The organism is Leptospira meyeri, assembly GCF_004368965.1.
Lineage (GTDB): Bacteria > Spirochaetota > Leptospiria > Leptospirales > Leptospiraceae > Leptospira_A > Leptospira_A meyeri.
This window is the reverse complement of sequence record NZ_SORO01000008.1, coordinates 1-17,187: the sequence shown is the minus strand read 5'-3', so window position 1 is coordinate 17,187 and position 17,187 is coordinate 1. Positions and strand designations below refer to the sequence as shown.

General features: G+C 33.1%; 19 protein-coding genes. All 19 read right to left on the bottom strand.

The window, feature by feature from the left end; all coding sequences use genetic code 11:
- Positions 1–233: 233 nt before the first annotated feature.
- The 19 genes from CLV96_RS19520 to CLV96_RS19430 all read right to left on the bottom strand — a co-directional run bounded on the left by CLV96_RS19520 (position 234) and on the right by CLV96_RS19430 (position 16,922).
- Positions 234–602: a HepT-like ribonuclease domain-containing protein gene (locus tag CLV96_RS19520; protein ID WP_004786594.1), complete on the bottom strand. Its 369-nt coding sequence runs from the start codon at positions 600–602 to the stop codon at positions 234–236.
- Complete coding sequence (locus CLV96_RS19515) at positions 595–894, bottom strand: nucleotidyltransferase family protein (protein ID WP_004787717.1); 300 nt, start codon at positions 892–894, stop codon at positions 595–597. Before CLV96_RS19515 ends, CLV96_RS19520 begins: the two co-directional genes overlap by 8 nt.
- A gap of 303 nt (positions 895–1,197) precedes the next feature.
- Positions 1,198–2,016 (bottom strand): hypothetical protein, encoded by an 819-nt coding sequence (locus CLV96_RS19510; protein ID WP_004785140.1) that lies wholly within the window; start codon positions 2,014–2,016, stop codon positions 1,198–1,200.
- Between the two features lie 210 nt (positions 2,017–2,226).
- Complete coding sequence (locus tag CLV96_RS19505; RefSeq protein ID WP_243836556.1) at positions 2,227–2,733, bottom strand: hypothetical protein; 507 nt, start codon at positions 2,731–2,733, stop codon at positions 2,227–2,229.
- Positions 2,734–2,771: 38 nt separating this feature from the next.
- Positions 2,772–3,536, bottom strand: coding sequence for an Lp29 family lipoprotein (locus CLV96_RS19500; RefSeq protein ID WP_004786243.1), 765 nt, complete (start codon positions 3,534–3,536; stop codon positions 2,772–2,774).
- 251 nt (positions 3,537–3,787) lie between these two features.
- Positions 3,788–4,144, bottom strand: coding sequence for a DUF2750 domain-containing protein (locus tag CLV96_RS19495; protein WP_004787367.1), 357 nt, complete (start codon positions 4,142–4,144; stop codon positions 3,788–3,790).
- 551 nt (positions 4,145–4,695) lie between these two features.
- Entirely contained in the window at positions 4,696–5,409 is a 714-nt protein-coding gene (locus CLV96_RS19490; protein WP_004785443.1) for a hypothetical protein, read from the bottom strand.
- A 185-nt stretch (positions 5,410–5,594) separates the two neighbouring features.
- The gene (locus tag CLV96_RS19485) at positions 5,595–7,013 is read right to left on the bottom strand and encodes a hypothetical protein (protein WP_040917016.1); all 1,419 of its coding nucleotides are present in this window, start codon (positions 7,011–7,013) and stop codon (positions 5,595–5,597) included.
- Positions 7,014–7,624: 611 nt separating this feature from the next.
- Positions 7,625–8,173 carry a hypothetical protein gene (locus CLV96_RS19480; RefSeq protein ID WP_004785302.1) on the bottom strand — a complete coding sequence of 183 codons (549 nt, stop codon included), beginning with the start codon at positions 8,171–8,173 and terminating at the stop codon, positions 7,625–7,627.
- Complete coding sequence (locus CLV96_RS19475; protein WP_004785163.1) at positions 8,160–8,504, bottom strand: hypothetical protein; 345 nt, start codon at positions 8,502–8,504, stop codon at positions 8,160–8,162. The genes CLV96_RS19480 and CLV96_RS19475 overlap by 14 nt, the downstream gene beginning before the upstream one ends.
- 493 nt (positions 8,505–8,997) lie before the next feature.
- Positions 8,998–9,408, bottom strand: coding sequence for a hypothetical protein (locus tag CLV96_RS19470; protein WP_004785710.1), 411 nt, complete (start codon positions 9,406–9,408; stop codon positions 8,998–9,000).
- 205 nt (positions 9,409–9,613) lie between these two features.
- Positions 9,614–10,363, bottom strand: coding sequence for a hypothetical protein (locus CLV96_RS19465; RefSeq protein WP_004785390.1), 750 nt, complete (start codon positions 10,361–10,363; stop codon positions 9,614–9,616).
- A gap of 317 nt (positions 10,364–10,680) precedes the next feature.
- Positions 10,681–10,935 carry a CopG family transcriptional regulator gene (locus CLV96_RS20055; RefSeq protein WP_243836555.1) on the bottom strand — a complete coding sequence of 85 codons (255 nt, stop codon included), beginning with the start codon at positions 10,933–10,935 and terminating at the stop codon, positions 10,681–10,683.
- Positions 10,910–11,191, bottom strand: a complete 282-nt coding sequence (locus tag CLV96_RS19455; RefSeq protein ID WP_004787453.1) for a BrnT family toxin — start codon at positions 11,189–11,191, stop codon at positions 10,910–10,912. Before CLV96_RS19455 ends, CLV96_RS20055 begins: the two co-directional genes overlap by 26 nt.
- Positions 11,192–11,470: 279 nt before the next feature.
- The gene (locus CLV96_RS19450; protein WP_040917011.1) at positions 11,471–13,174 is read right to left on the bottom strand and encodes a DUF262 domain-containing protein; all 1,704 of its coding nucleotides are present in this window, start codon (positions 13,172–13,174) and stop codon (positions 11,471–11,473) included.
- Between the two features lie 895 nt (positions 13,175–14,069).
- Positions 14,070–14,654, bottom strand: a complete 585-nt coding sequence (locus CLV96_RS19445) for a hypothetical protein (RefSeq protein WP_134152104.1) — start codon at positions 14,652–14,654, stop codon at positions 14,070–14,072.
- Between the two features lie 476 nt (positions 14,655–15,130).
- A complete protein-coding gene (locus CLV96_RS19440) occupies positions 15,131–15,424 on the bottom strand; it encodes a hypothetical protein (protein ID WP_004786499.1) in 294 nt (97 codons plus the stop codon).
- A gap of 344 nt (positions 15,425–15,768) precedes the next feature.
- Positions 15,769–15,990: a hypothetical protein gene (locus CLV96_RS19900; protein ID WP_157188365.1), complete on the bottom strand. Its 222-nt coding sequence runs from the start codon at positions 15,988–15,990 to the stop codon at positions 15,769–15,771.
- Positions 15,991–16,187: 197 nt separating this feature from the next.
- Positions 16,188–16,922 carry a hypothetical protein gene (locus CLV96_RS19430; protein WP_004784312.1) on the bottom strand — a complete coding sequence of 245 codons (735 nt, stop codon included), beginning with the start codon at positions 16,920–16,922 and terminating at the stop codon, positions 16,188–16,190.
- Between the last annotated feature and the right edge of the window lie 265 nt (positions 16,923–17,187).

Genomic DNA, 17,187 nt, shown 5'->3' with positions numbered 1-17,187 from the left:
AGGCAGTAGTTCGTCTTTTATCATTTTATTAAATATTTTATCCATGAGTTATAGCAAATATTAGGTTAGCAAAATTTCGTATAACGAACTAGACTTAACGACGTTCCTCGACCCTGAGTCCCAACGGGACGTTAGGGACTGGCACGGAGTTTGCGTATGCAAACGAGTGACAGAAGAGGAATGTGGCGTAGCCCGAGCGAGGGCCAGTCCCGAAGCGTAGCGTTAAGTCGCTGTTATACGCCGTTGAGTTGTTTAAGAATTAATTCAATAGTAAGTTTTAATTCAGGTATTTTGTTTTTACAGATATTATATATTATTTCGTGATCAAGACCTTCATAATGGTGAGAAATCACGTCTCTCATTTTCATAATTTTTTCCCAGTCTGTATTGGGATAATTGTTTAGAAATTTACTATCTAATTTTGTAACAGATTTAAGATTATCTCCGATTGCTTGTAATCTCATTGCAATTGAATCAAGTATAGTAATTCCATCTTGGGAATTAATTAGATCATCCGGATATTTAATTTTTAAGAATCTATTTTCAATGATTAAGATCGATTCAAGAATAAATTCGAACCTTTCGTATATTTCTTCAGACATTTATAATATCTTTTTGAATTCTATTGAGAAAGGAAGGTTTAATTTGATTCCTTTTTCGAACAAGATCCACATTGCGTTCAAAAAGATTTTCTAAAAATATTTTTAAACCAACAAAAGAATCAAAGTCGGGAGATTTCATTTCAACGAGTAAATCAACATCGCTATTCGAGTTAACTGTATCTTTAGCAAAAGACCCAAAGATGCCGATTTTCAGAACACCAAAATCATTGTTTAGAATTGGTTTAATTTTGGTTAATTCCTCAATCAATTCCTTTTTGGTTTCTATCTTCATATGTTAATTTTCCAAATTCAGAAGAAAAAGTCAATAAATGAGACATTGAATTTCTTTAAGAATTTACCTTCTTTGATCGATTTCCTTAATTTTTTTCTGATTTAAGGTGATTTTTACGAAATGGCGTATAACGAACTAGACTAACCGACGTAGGCTGGCCCTGAGTCCCCGGAGGGGACGTTAGGGATTGGCACGACGCTTGCGAAAGCAAGAGGAGTGACAAAAGCCTATGTGTCGTAGACCGAACGAGGGCGCAAGTCCCGAAGTGAAGCGGTTAGTTGCTGTTATGCGCAGTGATTTTGTTTAAGGCAAATCCATGAATGGGAAAACCTTTTTCCATTCATTTCGAATTTCCCCATATTTTTCTTTTCCGAAAATTCTTATAATATGTTTTAATTGTAGGGAAAAATATGGATGGGTCTCAATACCTTTCCCTGGTTCTGGGACTTCAAAGCCTTTTTGCAAACCGTATCTGCAAATGCTAAGGATATAATTATATAGAGTTGAGTATGCTTTATCTAAATTGGGATTATTAATATAGTTGGAAAATTTTTGAATCATAGAATTGTAATCATCTTCAATATGTTTTTCAAATTCTTTTTTATTCGTTATTGGCGTTTTCGAATCATAATCAACTAATATAATGAAATCATTAAAGGCTGTTGTTTTTGCTTTAACTTCCTGTATTAGATTATTAAATCTAGATTCATTTATGGAATTTTTTAATTCATTTTGGAGTATCGTTATAGATTTTTTTAAATCTTCGTATTCTTCCTTTTCTACAAATCGGGAGAAAATGAAGTAAACAGAAATTATTGTCAAAATTAGAGTGATAATTGAAATAAGTAATATATAATGTTCTCTTTCTCTTTCATAAATTGCTAATAGTTTTTCTTCAGATGGAAGTTGTTTGATTGAGGATATAACTTCTTTAATGTCATTGAGGCTGTCTTTTGCTAATACTAGTTTTTTATTATTTTCAGTATCTATTGCTTCTGAAAAATTAATCTTAATTATGATTTCTGGTATAGCCCTAGTGTTATATAGGAAAAAAGTAAATAATATGCTGGGTAACAATATTGCGATTGTAATAAGAAATACAATTGATGTCTTTAATTTCATGGTTTCCTTTAAATCATTGCGCATAACGAACTAGGGGAGACGACGTTGTCCGTAGCTGAGCCTGCGGAGCAGGCGTTAGCGTCGGCGCGCCTTCTTGCGTAGCGAGAAGCGTGACGGAGGACAATGTGTCGTAGACCGAGCGAGGCCTTGTGCCGAAGCGTAGCGGTAAGTCGCTGTTATGCGACGTTGCAAAGGAGCAAAAGGTAGAGGTTATTTTAGAATTTTCATACTTTCTAAATCGTCGAGAAATTTGTTCACAGTGATTTGAAGTGCTCTTTCTCGAGCTAATCTTTGCCTAAAAGCGTACATAAAATGTTCTGTCGGTTCTGAAATTGCCGTTGCACTGTATTTATTCTTAAAGACTAGTCTATTTTTTAAATAGAGTGAGTATTCAACGGTGATTGAATACGCAACATCAAGGAATTCTCCAGTGTATTTATCATCAATTTTTTCAGCTGTTAAAATATAATCGCCGTCTTTTTCTTTTACCTCAGAAAATAATTCAGAATATTTTAAATTTTCCTCTATTAGATTTGCTGCTAAGATATAGTAAAAGCCAGTTGCAAACATTTCGAATCTACCTTCGGGTTTTGTCAAAGAAATTGACTTTAGATCTGGTCGTGAAGGGTATTTTTTGAAATTTTTTGAATAATCTGGCATAAATACGCAATTGCTTATTATTAATCCGATTAATAGTAATAGTAGTTTGTTTTTCATTTTGATTCTTTCCTTTTTTTAGTAATATAAAATATTTTTTATTTATATTTCGTGTTAAAGTCAAAAGAAAATTCTTTCGTGATATTTTCTTGTGATTTTAATATGCTTTGGTTAATCTCTTTAAACACATTTTCGTTTTCGTCCAAATATAAATTAAACCACCATGAAGTTGTAATTATTACCTGTTTTTTATATTCAAACTTATCTATAAGATTTAGCCTGGAATCATAAACATAGAAATATGCATTTACAGGTTCTGCCTGTTTTGAGGGGACTATAAATAATGTTAGGACAGAAATAGCATTTTTTATATAACCAATAAAACTTTCATCGTAATTAGTCCATGAATTAAAGGGTTTTCCTGGGATTCCAAGTATATAATAATCTACATTTTTAGATTTAACTGAGCATGTTGACTTAGAAGTGTCGGGTGTTAAATTTATATCGATAAACTTTTTTAGTTCTTTTTCTCCTGAATCTTTTACAACGTTTAGATATTCATAAACAAAATCTAAACAATTTTCTCTTCCAATTTGATTATTGATGTTATTAGTATTGAATGAGGATATATCTTTGCCGGCAGGAAAAAATTGTTTCATAGAATTGTTGTAATTTAGTGATGCGGATGACCGATAGGCATTTCCTTGTCTATCATTGCTCATATGAAATTCATAATTCATGAATCCAATTAAAGCAATTCTTTTGTTTGATATAAATTCAGTCTTTTTTGAATCTGGCACAATGTAACTTGTATATGAGTTACATCCTAATATTGTAATAACAATAGGGATTAAGAATTTCATTTGCAAATTATTTTATTAACTAATGAAAATGCAACTAACTTTTTGCAATGTCGCATAACGAACTAGACTTAACGACGTTTCCCGACCCTGAGTCCCGAAGGGACGTTAGGGGCTGGAACGACACTTGCGCAAGCAAGGGGAGTGCCAGAGGGGAATGTGTCGAAGACCGAACGAGGGCGTAAGTCCCGAAGTGAAGCGTTAAGCCGCTGTTATGCGAAGTAAAATGAGTATAGGTAGTATTATTTTTCAAGTTATTTCTTTATTAATTTTCGCAAGTTTACTTGTAATTCATTTGGTTTAATATCGTATCCAGTAGCCTTTTCTCCGGACCAATTTATTCCAATAAGCAACTTATCTTTCTTTAATCCTGGGATCCATTTTTCCATAAAATCCTCAAGGGAAATCTCAAAAGCTTCGAAGCCAGAATATTCGGATACGTTTTCAATTATATTCTTTACTCTTTTTTCCGTAGACCAAAAAGGTATTGATCGGTTACCTTCACTATTTTTTGGAGCAGGGAATCCATTTTTATCTTTAATCGTCCATACTGAAGAATTATTCAGAATTTCTGCGTAGAAGACCTTGTATTGGATTGATGAAATAGACATTCTTATTTTCTAAAATTTACTTACTTAGCTTACTAAAGGTTCACAATATGAATAATTTCAAAATTTTTTATTTTGTTATTTAAGGCAGTAATTCTAAGAATTCACAATTCATTTTTCATTCTAATGTTTGACTTTAACCTTCAAATTTAAGAGTAAAAGGAAGATATACTTTTTTAATTTCTTTTTTCGTTGCAACTTTACCTCTTTTTAGCTAGAAAATATGATAAATCAGGCTATTTAATATTCAGCTTATTTCTCTCTTTTTTCTAAATTGAAAATATTGGTATTAATATAATTATGATTTTTGCTAATTTCTTTTTCATTTAGCTTTCTATAATTGTATTCAGTTAAGTAAAATTTTATTTTATTTCGCATAACGAACTAGACTTACCGAAGTTCCCTGACCCTGAGTCCCGGAAACGGGACGTTAGGGACTGGAACGACACTTGCGAAGGCAAGGGGAGTGCCAGAAGCCTATGTGTCGCAGACCGAGCGAGGGCGAAGTCCCGAAGCGAAGCGGTAAGTCGCTGTTATGCGAAGGTGGCGAAGTTTTAAGGGAACTTTGTTCCAAGCCAAAGAATCATACGGCCTAAACAGCTTTCAGTTTTTATTTCTCTGTGATATAAGTTAAATCTTAGCCTGTAATAGATCGGTGTAAATATGGACAAGATTAGGAAAAATGGAGTGAACGAACCGAGAGCAAGAAGCTTCCAGCCTATATCGTATTTTGATTGTATTAGTTGTGCATCTTTTAAAAAAACTATGAATTGGACGTTTACAATTAGTAGCATCAACAAAATAATTCGAGTTATTACCGCATAATGATTAGGCATCCAATTTAAATGGTAAGACTGAAATTCCTCGAAAGCACGTTCGCCAGTATATTGTTGAGGAAAGAATGCTAAATATTGTTTATTTGCATCAGGTTTTGCAAACATATCTAGCTCTTTGCGTAAACTATTTAAAATTAATTGATCCCGTCTAAATGAAAACGACATAGCAGAGACGAGAAGTATTACTCCGTATCCGTAAAGAGCAGTTGCCGTTGTAGCAGCTGCATAAATTAGTGAATTATTTCCAAATATGAGTCTATCGTCTACACAGTATGTTCCAATAACATATCCAAGGCCTGCTAGGACAGTCGCAAGTGAAACTGAAATAGTTATTAAAAGTGTAAATTGTGTATTTTGATTAACAGCAAATTGTTCATGAAATGAACTAGCAAATGATTCTTTTAATTTAAGTTTAGATTTTTTTTTATTCAAATTTTTCTCCTATGTTTTTTCGCCAATTTCGCATAACGAACTAGACTTACCGAAGTTCCCTGACCCTGAGTCCCGGAGGGACGTTAGGGACTGGCACGTAGCTTGCGTATGCGAGCGAGTGACAGAAAGGGAATTTGCCGTAGGCCGAGCGAGGCCTTGTGCCGAAGCGTAGCGGTAAGTCGCTGTTATACGCCGTTAAATTTTATTATAGTTTTTAATTTTTCAATTATTGTTTTGATTGAATTTCTATCTATATTTTGATACATATTATTCTCTGATATTTTTTTATAATAGTGTAAAGATTCTTTATAATTAAATTTGTTCAATTCTCTTTCAGCGGACTTTTCGAGATATTTGCTTGTTAAATAAGTATCATTTCTTATTTCTTTCATGTGGACTTTGATAGCCGTTTCATTAAAATTCAATATTTCTATTACAATATAAGCTTTTAGATACCCTTTTTCTGGAAATTTTTTCATTAAATACTTAAGTCCGAGAATAAAAAAATCTTTATTATATCTTTCGTTTAACATAATTAAGTTATTTATATTATTATCGGAATTATTGGTCATAACAATATCGGGGTTATTATTTAAAACATCTTCAAAAGATTTTATATTTTTTTCAAATATTCTTTTATTTATTTTTTCAATCAAGTAATCTATTTCATTCTTTTCTAAGATATTTTCCTTTTGTAATTTTTTTAAGAAGAATGAATAATTTTCATCATCTAAACCATCCATCGAATATAATAATTTTTGTTTTATTGTCTTTTCCGAAATTTCATAAAAAAGTTTTTGAAAAAATGCATAATCATCCTTTTTCTTATATTTGCTAATTGCATGTATTAATTCGATTTTTTCCTCTTTTTCTAAATTAGAGAAAATGGCTTCTTTAAACAAGCTATACGAATTTTCTTTATCACCCAAGTAAAGGATTTCTAAACAAGATTTGAATGAAAAATAAGGTCTATTAGGGTTTGTATAAAATTCTGTTGGTTTTAAAACTCTATCTTTACATTCGGTTAATAGGATTTTATTTATGTCATCATCTTTCAGAGTTTTATCATCTTTATTATGTAAGCCTGATGTATATTTTTCTTTATAAGGATTGTAATTTAATTTATTTCTAATTCCTAGCAAATTCTCGTTAATAGATTTCTGATTTTTTTTATAAAAGTCATCGAATACGTCTAAGAAATTATTATTCGCCTTACTTAGTAAAATCTCGAAAATCCAATTTATGTAAACTTTATCATTTTTTTTAATCTCTATAAGTTCTTTTAAATTACGAATATTGGTTTCGGTCTCCGTATCGATAAGTTTTTTAGTTATGAAATATTCATTATTTTTTTTATATTTTAAAGTTTTTATTAAGAAAGTATTGAATTTATTATCAAAGTACCCAGCAATTTGAAGACATTCTAAGGCACTGAAATCGCTAATCTTTTCATCGTGATTTATATCATAGATTGAAAGTTCGCTAAATAAATATTCCTTTTTACAGTTTTCTATTATATTCGTTTTTGGCTTTATAATAATCTCATTTTTAAAAAAAGAAAAGAATAGAAATAAGATAGAAATGTTGTATATTTTTTTTATCATTATATTTAATGGCGTATAACGAACTAGTGTAAACGACGTTCCCCGGCCCTGAGTCCCTGTAAGGGACGTTAGGGACTGGAACGACGCTTGCGAAGGCAAGAGGAGTGCCAGAGGGGAATGTGTCGCAGACCAAGCGAGACCGTAAGTGTCGAAGCGCAGTGTTTACACGCTGTTAATTGCAGTTGGTTACCTATAGTAAAAGATAATGGTTCGAAGAGTATGGATTCAGCGCGCAAATTTTCGCTCTTAATTCTCTTTTTCTTTCTCTTAGATTTCTTATATTTTCTTATATTTAAAATAACACAGCGTAATCTTTATTAAAGCGTAAATAAAATGACACAGCCACACGAACAGAACCGACGATATTTATCTTAAAAACTCTTAAGAAAATTTGCGCGCTGATTTTTTTTTTAAGATTTAACCAATTGCAATTAACGAACTAGGGGAGACGACGTTTCCCGACCCTGAGTCCCGGATGGGACGTTAGGGACTGGAACGACGCTTGCGCAAGCAAGAGGAGTGCCAGAGGGAAATGTGTCGGAGACCAAGCGAGGCCGTGAGTGCCGAAGCGCAGCGTTTCCCCGCTGTTATGCGAAGTCCCGTATATTTAATTATTTCGTATATAATCTAGAAAATTCATCGAAAGCATCTTTTCCTCTGGTTGACTCATTTAAACACCATTCTTCTACCTTTTTTAAATCAAAGTTTTGGCTATTTGCAACTAGCAATGCTTGATCTAGACATTCTCTTGCTTTAAAGTGTATAAAGGAAGCTAGTCTATCTTTAATACAGTCAGTGGGAGAAAGGATTTTAAGTATTTTCCCTTTAAACTCTTTTTCATCAGGAATGATTCGATAATCATCTCCTATTGATACAGGTGCAGAAACGAATTCAATGTATAAATGCTGACATTTTGGATGAACATAATGACGATTAATTTTTCTAAAGCCAATACTTTCCATAGTTGATTTAATATCACTTTCCTTTGATAAAAGAGGTTCAACTAAATCTAAATCACCGGAACGATATGCTCCTTTTGAATAAATAGCTACGACAGCGCCGCCGACTAAAACGGAATGTATTCCTTTATTTGCTAGATGCCATCCAACGTATTTCCACAGTTCCTCTTCATTTACGTGAGGCCAATTAGGTTCTTCCATATACAGGTTTCCCTTTTTGTCTTGGTCTTCTTCTTTCTGAAAATATTTTTTCTTTTTCTTCTATTGTTAATGAATTATAGAAAATTTCTAAAATAGCCTTTATAGGTTTTACAAAAGGAGATTTTAGATTAAATGAAAAAACTCTAGTTCTCCCAACATTTTTTGCGACTAGAATACCTGCCTTTTCGAAACGTTCCAGTTGCAGCCTAATCGGTGTAGTGGCGAGTTGATAATCATTTGCTATTGCAGCGGAATGAATCTCATTGTAATGGAATAAATGTAGAAGAACCCTGGATGCTGTTTTATTTCCAAATATGCCATCAAGTATCATGGTTAAGAGATACTAATTTGTCCAAAAACATCAACTAAAAAATAGTCGATATAGACTAAAAATTAGTTTATAGGGATTTCGCATAACGAACTAGACTTACCGAAGGTCCCCGACCCTGAGTCCCAGCGGGACGTTAGGGACTGGTCACGTAGCTTGCGTATGCAAGCGAGTGCCAGAAGGGGAATTTGCCGGAGGCCGAGCGAGGCCTTGTGCCGAAGCGTAGCGGTAAGTCGCTGTTATGCGAAGTTGTTTTCTCTTTTAGAAGAAAATTATCTTGAAAATGAGCAGGTAATTTACTTCAGTTTGAATATTGCATGGTTTTGCTTTTCTCTTTTTTCTTCTGAGAAGTATTATTAATTTATCTTTAAAGTTTACTTTATAAAGTCAGTTCTCAGTTCGAAAATGTGTTTTGTTAAATATGAATATGGAGATCAGTTTTTCCTTAAGGTGTTTTTATATGTGCAATATAAAGATTATTTATGAGTAATTCTTATTAATTTTCTAATTCATTATATCGTATTATTGCTGCACTGATACCACCTTTTATATCATAATAGGCTTCTGCGGGTATAGTAAGTTTCATTTTTTCTAAAAGTTTCTCGATTTCGGTTTTTCTTGCTATTTCTTTTTCTTCTGAATAATCATCCCAAGACTTTCCATACAATTCGGAATCTATGGTAAATACAATTGAAGAAAGAAGTTCATTTTTAAAGTATAAGATGAAAATTAGTTGGTAATTTTCATAACTACATTCTAAAGAATAAGAATTGTAGGGAGGATTTTTAATGTGAGGTTCCGCTTTCTTCCCTGTATTGATATTTAAAAAATCTCTTCTTAATAGAGAGCTATTAATTTTTAACTCATTATCTATAATAAATGTATTTTGTTTAATTTCTAAATTCATTTAATTTATATTTAGGTTTATGTGAAACAATTTCGCATAACGAAAAAGCTTACCGACGTTCCTCGTAGCTGAGCCTCAGTATGAGGCGTTAGCGTCGGCGCGATATTTGCGGAGGCAAAAATCGTGCCGGAGAGGAATGTGTCGCAGACCGAGCGAGGGCGAAGTCCCGAAGCGAAGCGGTTAGTCGCTGTTATGCGCTGTAGGCTTATTTTAGATAATGTTCAATATTTTTAATTAACTCTTTTTCTAATTCGCGAGAGTCATCGTAAAAAATACAGGACCAATCTTTTACATCAAAGTGTAATTTTGTTCCTCTTTTAGCTGTGGTAATTATCGTTTTTTCAACACCTCTAGAATAACCTAGTTCAAAATATACATTTGGTCTTTCTTTCGTAAGATCGGCGATTATTAGGAATGAATTATTTATGAGTTCAATTATCTTGTCGGTTATTTTATAATCTCCTAATTCATCTTTTACTCTTATCACTTTGAGATCATATTTATTTCCGGCAGCTTGCATACCTTCATATATATGTTCCATTTCAGAATCAAAACTCATTATCGCAAAAATGGTTTTTGAATCTATTTTTTTTCTTTTGATCTTTTCTGATGTTTCAGATATATTCTTCTGAAAGTCATTTGTATCTTCCCAAAAATCCGTAATTTCTCTAATAACTGATTTTAAAAAACCCTTTGCTTCATCCAAACCTGAATGTAAGGATCTTCTAAAATTTTCATTGTTATCTCCTGTTAATGAAAAAGCTATTGGTGAAAAGGAAATTTTTTGAAATGTTTTTATATGCTGAGTGTCATCTCCGAAATAAAAACGTAAAGCGGATAATACGCTATTCTGCCATTCTGTAAATTCTGTTGATCCAATTTTTGAATTTTTTAATAATTCATTTTCATGAATTAGATTTTGAAAATTTTGTAGTGCTTTGCTTTTATTTCTCATCGAATGCCTTTTTCACTTTTTTTGATTTTAGTATAAAATTTTAGCCTATTGCGCATAACGAACTAGGGGAGACGACGTTGTCCGTAGCTGAGCCTACGGAGTAGGCGTTAGCGTCGGCGCGCCTTCTTGCGGAGCGAGAAGCGTGACGGAGGACAATGTGTCAGAGACCGAGCAAGGCCGTAAGTGCCGCAGCGAAGCGTTTCCCCGCTGTTATACGCTGGCCAGAAATATTGTAATGTTTGTTCTTTATATACTAAAATTCTTAGATTTTAATAATCAAGGATTTTGAATTACGAACGGATTAATTATTGAATTTTTTATTTGTGAGCAAATCTATCAGCATATAAATCTAAAACCTTTTTGATCATAGATTGATAAGGTACACCTGATTTCTTAGATTGAGCTTTGAAAAAACTAATACTTTTTTTGCTTAATAAAATGGTAACTTTTGAGTTATCTTCCTTTGTAATCAACTTATCCGGAGGAGGTAAGAAATCGTTAATAACTAGAGAAGAATTAAGAGCTTTCTCTACATCACTAGGAGCTTTAGTGTAATTTGTTTTCTTTTTCATACAGTTTTTTTCCCTCTCTCCAGAATCCCGCACCGTAGATTCTAATTTTTTTTCCTCTTAAAGTAAACCGAACAGTAATAATTCCCTCATTGACTAAGCCAAAACAGAAGAAACGTTCTTCAGATTCTGTAGAATGCAAAATATCTTTTGAAATTATTCTATTTTTATCAAGAAAAGCGAATTGCGCAGTATAGAAGTCAACACCGTGTTTTTCTAGATTTTCCTGATTCTTTTTAGAATCCCATTCAAATTCCACATCTTTAGTTTATATTAATTCGTATGTATGTCAATACATATATTTGACTGTATTCTTTGGCTTTATTTCTACTTTTTTTGTCCTTAGATTTTACTTTTTCTGGCTTGCGTATAGCGAACTAGACTTAACGACGTTCCTCGACCCTGAGTCCCGGAAGGGACGTTAGGGACTGGAACGACGCTTGCGGAGGCAAGAGGAGTTCCAGAGAGGAATGTGTCGCAGACCGAGCGAGGCCTTGTGCCGAAGCGTAGCGGTAAGTCGCTGTTATGCGAAGTAAAATCAATGGTCAATCCTTCTTGGCCAAATTTTTACGGCAAGTTTTGCTAGATCCATTTGTCGCGCTTCTATATTTGTGGCTGTCCAATCGTGATATTCTTTCAAAGATTTAGTTAATTCAAAATTTGATTTTGAGTATACCTTTATTTTTGAAGAAAAATCAGCATTTCCTATTTTACTATTCAGTTTTGTTCTTAATAAACATAGATTTCCTATTCTATTGATATAAGATTTTGCTTTATCTTCAGACCATTTAGTTTGCCAGGAAGGTGTTAATGTTTTCGGTAGAATATGTTCTACGTTGACTGTTCCGTCTATAGTGTTAGGAATCTCTTCTGGATTTTTATCTCCTTTTTTTGCTTGTTCAGATTTGCTTAGTATATAAATTGCAAGATCAGATCTTTTAATAGTAGCAATTTTAAACTCATCTTCAAATTCTTTATCGGTAGGAATTGCTTCTTTCATTGCTTCAAATAATTGCTCCGAATTTTTGATTTTTTTGTCAGAAACTAGTTTTGCATTCAAAGCAAAATTTTGTTCTAATAATGACGATCCTAAGCTACCGGTTATAATAAATCGAACCGCCCAGTTAACAAGATTCTTTAGACTTATGCTAATATGTTTAACATCAAAATGAAGTAAAATTGCAAGTAGCAAGGGTCGATTTTGTGACATTCCTAGCATATTAAGTATTGATATATTATGTTTTGTCGAAAGTGGGAAGCTGCTCCAAGAAGGATGTTCTGGGTTTAAAAGTGAAATATATAAATCTGAAGATAGATTTAGTTGATCCGCTAATTCAATTGCCTCTGTTGAATTATTTATGTGGTTTTTGATTTTAGAATATAAATCTTTTTCTCTTGTTAAACCATGTTTAGATGCCCAGAAGTGACGTATAAAATCGACTTTAATATTGTTTTTGCCGAAACTTTCAAGGTTCGTTAACATTGACGTCCAATTTTCTTGGGCTAGCTGAATTTGATTTCCTGATTTAGAGAAAATTAAATTTTTTAATAAATCGGTTACTGTTAAATCTAAACCTCTATCATTAAGTGTTTCAAATATTGTATAAGCATAAGAGTAATCTTCAACTTGAATCCAGATTACCTTTATATTATTTTCTAGAAAAGACTGCCATTTTAGTAATTCATTATAATTTCTTGCTGCAGATAAGACATTTTTTTTTAGAAAATGTTTAGATTTCTCGTAAGCTTGTTGTAGTTTTGTATGTGATGGTTTTGAAGATCTAAAAGATTTTGATGATTTATTAGGTGATAATACAAATTCTTTAAAGAAAATATCATCTTCAAGGTTTAGCCTTAAGTTGGGCTTTAATTCTAGTGTTAGGATATCTTTTTTGAAAAGATATGTGTCTTCAATGATTTTTGACCTTTCGAGATTAATTTCAATTGAACTTTCTTTTAGTAAATCGCGTATCGCTGAAAGGATAATTGTTGTAGTTGCTATTCTCTGTTGGCCATCAACTATTTCATTTGAATTGTTTTTAGTATCTATAACTACTATTGGACCTAGGAAATAATCTTTTTTTGTGTTTGTTATTGCATTATTTATATCTTCTAGGTATTCAATTACTTGTTTTTCTTCCCAAGAATATGAGCGTTGATAAGGTGGTACTGTTAACTTTCCATCAATAACCATTTTACCTATCCCAACGATAGATAGACGAGTTTTATCAATATTGTCCATTTTTAACTCTCAATTTTTGATTTTATTTCGCATAACGAACTAGACTTACCGAAGTTCCCTGACCCTGAGTCCCAACGGGACGTTAGGGACTGGCATGTAGCTTGCGCAAGCAAGGCGAATGCCAGAAAGGGAATTTGCCGCAGGCCGAGCGAGGGCTTGTCCCGAAGCGTAGCGGTAAGACGCTGTTAGTTGCAGTGAGCTGGTCGAGAATGCACTTAAAGTAAGACAGAACCAGTAGTCCAGCAACATTCGTAAACAGAAAACACAAAGTAAATCGATCTAAAGCAAACTTCAACACTCCAGTCGATTGATTATTCTTTTCTCTAAGATTTCTGAACTAATAAAAAAGTATAAAAACAGAAATGGCGAGAACGAATTTTGCACATTGCAACTAACGATGTAGGCTTCTCGAAGTTTCCCGCCCTGAGCCTCAGCATGAGGCGTTAGGAACAGCGGGAAATTTGCCGTAGGCCGAGCAAGGGCGAAGACCCGCAGCGAAGCGGGAAGCCGCTGTTAGTTGCAGTGTGTTCGACGAGAATGCACTTAAAGTAAAACAGAACCAGAAGTCCACCAGCTTTCGTAAACAGAAATAACAAAGTAAATCGAACTAACGCAATCTTCAATACGCCAAACGTTTGATTATTTTATTCTCTAAGATTTTTGAACGAATAAAAAAGTATAAAAACAGAAATGGCGAGAACGAATTTTGAACATTGCAACTAACGAACTAGGGGAGACGACGTTGTCCGTAGCTGAGCCTGCGGAGCAGGCGTTAGCGTCGGCGCGATTTCTTGCGGAGCGAGAAGCGTGACGGAGGACAATGTGTCGTAGACCAAGCGAGGCCGTGAGTGCCGAAGCGCAGCGTTTCCCCGCTGTTATGCGAAGTTCTACATAGCTAAGTAGCTGTTTTATTAGCCATTTTTTGCAATCTTAAAATTAATGACTGATAAAACAATATCCAAATGAAAGTAGAAATAACATGAAGAAAACTTCCATCTATAATATATATGATTGTAAGGAGGAAAGTTATGCAAGAAAGAAAATTGAACCAAAATTTCTTCTTTTTATATCGTAGTGTTAAATCAAAAAGAGCCAAATTCCAACTTTTTATAGTTGATATATAATAATTAACAAAGATCCAAGGAAAGAGAAATAAACCTAATAAAATTGATCTGAAGATGGGAATACCGAGAGAATCCGCCCAGTGTGGAAATTCTCCTCTGTTGTAATCTCTAAATACCACATAGATTTCTGAATAAATTGTAAAAAAAGCAGATATAATCCCAAAAGTTAATGAATGTAATTTAGATATTAAATGTAAGGAAATACTTTTGTAAAAGAAAAATATAGAGCTGAAAAGCGAGAAGGTTATAATCGCTATTCCTTGATCAAGATTACAATATTTATTTGTTTTGTATTGTTTCTTTAAATTTATAAAACTTTCATTATCCCCATTTTTAAGATCTAAATATTTTTCCATAAATTGATTTTCATCGATATATGGACTAGTTTTGTAGGAAATATTGATTAAGTATACTCCGAAGAGAAAGAGAAATAGTATTGGAATTATGATGAGCTTTTGATTTCTCATATAGATTGTTTTAATTTCTAATCATACTTTTTTTGATTATTTAAATTTAATTATGTAGAATTTCGCATAACGAACTAGACTTACCGAAGTTCCCCGACCCTGAGTCCCGGACGGGACGTTAGGGACTGGCATGTAGCTTGCGAAAGCAAGGCGAATGCCAGAAGGGGAATTTGCCGCAGGCCGAGCGAGGCCTTGTGCTGAAGCGTAGCGGTAAGTAGGCGTTGGCGTCGGCGCGCCTTCTTGCGGAGCGAGAAGCGTGACGGAGGACAATGTGTCGCAGACCGAGCAAGGCCGTAAGTGCCGCAGCGAAGCGTTTCCCCGCTGTTATGCGCTGTGCCAATGAAAATAAATAATTATAATACAATCTAAAGATTTTTATTCTTTCTATGATTTCTTAGTAACAAAATTAGTGAAATTAAACCTAAAAATATTGTTGTATATGGAAATATTAAGATTGAAAGAATCGGAAGCGCTTCTGCAGCAAATTCAAAAATTAACATTTCTGTTGAACTTTGGTCAAAAGATTCAAATGTCATTGGATGCTCACCGTCTTCAATCCAAGCCAAAAGTGCGACTGATAATAGGGTTAATAGAAAATTAAATATAATTAATATAGAAATTGATTTTAATATTGTAATGAAGTGGATTAATTTTCTCATTTTCTTTCCTTAGGTATAACATAAGGTTTCATTCTGCGAAAGTTGAATCTTTAATCGGCAATAAAAGAAATATTAAACATAGGGATTAATTTTAAAAATTTTTGATAAATTCTTCTGATAGCCTTCTATAATTATTAATCAAATCATTCCAATTATTTGATTTAGAATGATTATTATCTAAAAATAAATTTAGAATTTTTTCACGGAGATTGTTATCAAGTAGAGCTTCGGCACATTTTGGAATAATATTTTTTTAGCATAATTGATAGGAACAGAGGAATTTTCAAAAAAAATTGATAATGTTTTGATAAGAAAGATTTTTCAATCAATTGATCTTCATTTTTTCAAGAATTTGCTTCAATTATTCCTAAATCGGAAGTCCAATGTGCATTTCTATATTTATAAGATGAAAAAAGTATCTGAGCTGGTATAAAATTTAAAAATTTAATTTTAATCATTCTTTCAGTCAAATTAGGCTTTAAATACGATCTTATAAAAACTGTAAGAATTTCCTTATCTTTTACTTCTTCATCTAATATCATTTTACGAGTAAAACTTAGATTCATAGATTTATTTGGCATTGCGCATAACGAACTAGGCTTACTGAAGTTCCCTGACCCTGAGTCCCAACGGGACGTTAGGGACTGGCACGGAGTTTGCGGATGCAAACGAGTGACAGAAAGGGAATTTGGCGTAGCCCGAGCGAGGGCTCGTCCCGAAGCGAAGCAGTAAGTCGCTGTTATGCGAAGGCTATTTTGGTGTTTTAAGGAAGTTTTTTTATAATCCAAAATATTGGTTCTAGATATAACGGTAGCTTGTATTCCTTAGTTCCATATCTGTCATTATTTAAATTATAATATTTAGTAACTAAAAAATAATTATAATAAGACGGAATTATGATTGACTTAGGAATTAAAAGAATACCTAGAAAACATATTATAGATTCACCCCATTGAGCATTACAAAGTGTAATTGTATAATTATTACGATATAATTTAATAAAGAAAGCTAAGTTTATAAATATTTCAATTATTAACACTATTCTCACAAGTGCCGCATAATAATTAGGCATCCAGTTTAGTTGAAGAATTTTGACATCGTCATCATTATGTGCCTTTTTTGGGGAAAAACGTTCAGGAAAGATTTTAGGATTTGCTTCAAATCCCTGTAATTTCGAAAATTCCCTTATATTTGATACTATTAACTGATCTCTGCGGAAACTAGCAGAGTATGATGAAAGTAGGCTAATAAAAGCTACTAATATAAAGTTTGAAATGAAATATACAGCTGCATAATCTATAAATTGAATTGAGATTAACCCATTGATATTTCTTTCGAAATTATTGGTAACATATCCAAAACCCAATAGAACTGGGGCAATAATTGCTAGAAATGTATAAACTGATGTCAGCTGTGTATTTTGATTAATTGCAAATTGTTCATTAAATTTTAAAAGTATATCTTTTCTGATTTCTTTGTCTAAAGGTTTTTCATCCATTTTCTTTTCTCCTTTTTAATTAAATTGAAATAGCTTTCGCATAACGAACTAGACTTACCGAAGTTCCCCGACCCTGAGTCCCGGAACGGGACGTTAGGGACTGGCATGCAGCTTGCGTAAGCAAGGCGAATGCCAGAAGGGGAATTTGGCGTAGCCCGAGCGAGGGCGAAGTCCCGAAGCGTAGCGGTAAGTCGCTGTTATACGAAGTTTTGCGGTTTATCTAGATTAGACTTTTTCTTGTAAAGTCTAGGTAGTTTAATTGTTT

Coding starts and splice junctions, on each gene's coding strand:
- CLV96_RS19505 (WP_243836556.1), bottom strand. CDS start 2,733: ATGAAAAACAAACTACTATTACTATTAATCGGATTAATAATAAGCAAT.
- CLV96_RS19485 (WP_040917016.1), bottom strand. CDS start 7,013: ATGATAAAAAAAATATACAACATTTCTATCTTATTTCTATTCTTTTCT.
- CLV96_RS19430 (WP_004784312.1), bottom strand. CDS start 16,922: ATGGATGAAAAACCTTTAGACAAAGAAATCAGAAAAGATATACTTTTA.
- CLV96_RS19440 (WP_004786499.1), bottom strand. CDS start 15,424: ATGAGAAAATTAATCCACTTCATTACAATATTAAAATCAATTTCTATA.
- CLV96_RS19480 (WP_004785302.1), bottom strand. CDS start 8,173: ATGGAAGAACCTAATTGGCCTCACGTAAATGAAGAGGAACTGTGGAAA.
- CLV96_RS19900 (WP_157188365.1), bottom strand. CDS start 15,990: ATGAATCTAAGTTTTACTCGTAAAATGATATTAGATGAAGAAGTAAAA.
- CLV96_RS19510 (WP_004785140.1), bottom strand. CDS start 2,016: ATGAAATTAAAGACATCAATTGTATTTCTTATTACAATCGCAATATTG.
- CLV96_RS19520 (WP_004786594.1), bottom strand. CDS start 602: ATGTCTGAAGAAATATACGAAAGGTTCGAATTTATTCTTGAATCGATC.
- CLV96_RS19470 (WP_004785710.1), bottom strand. CDS start 9,408: ATGAATTTAGAAATTAAACAAAATACATTTATTATAGATAATGAGTTA.
- CLV96_RS19450 (WP_040917011.1), bottom strand. CDS start 13,174: ATGGACAATATTGATAAAACTCGTCTATCTATCGTTGGGATAGGTAAA.
- CLV96_RS20055 (WP_243836555.1), bottom strand. CDS start 10,935: ATGAAAAAGAAAACAAATTACACTAAAGCTCCTAGTGATGTAGAGAAA.
- CLV96_RS19515 (WP_004787717.1), bottom strand. CDS start 894: ATGAAGATAGAAACCAAAAAGGAATTGATTGAGGAATTAACCAAAATT.
- CLV96_RS19500 (WP_004786243.1), bottom strand. CDS start 3,536: ATGAAATTCTTAATCCCTATTGTTATTACAATATTAGGATGTAACTCA.
- CLV96_RS19445 (WP_134152104.1), bottom strand. CDS start 14,654: ATGGAAAAATATTTAGATCTTAAAAATGGGGATAATGAAAGTTTTATA.
- CLV96_RS19495 (WP_004787367.1), bottom strand. CDS start 4,144: ATGTCTATTTCATCAATCCAATACAAGGTCTTCTACGCAGAAATTCTG.
- CLV96_RS19475 (WP_004785163.1), bottom strand. CDS start 8,504: ATGATACTTGATGGCATATTTGGAAATAAAACAGCATCCAGGGTTCTT.
- CLV96_RS19465 (WP_004785390.1), bottom strand. CDS start 10,363: ATGAGAAATAAAAGCAAAGCACTACAAAATTTTCAAAATCTAATTCAT.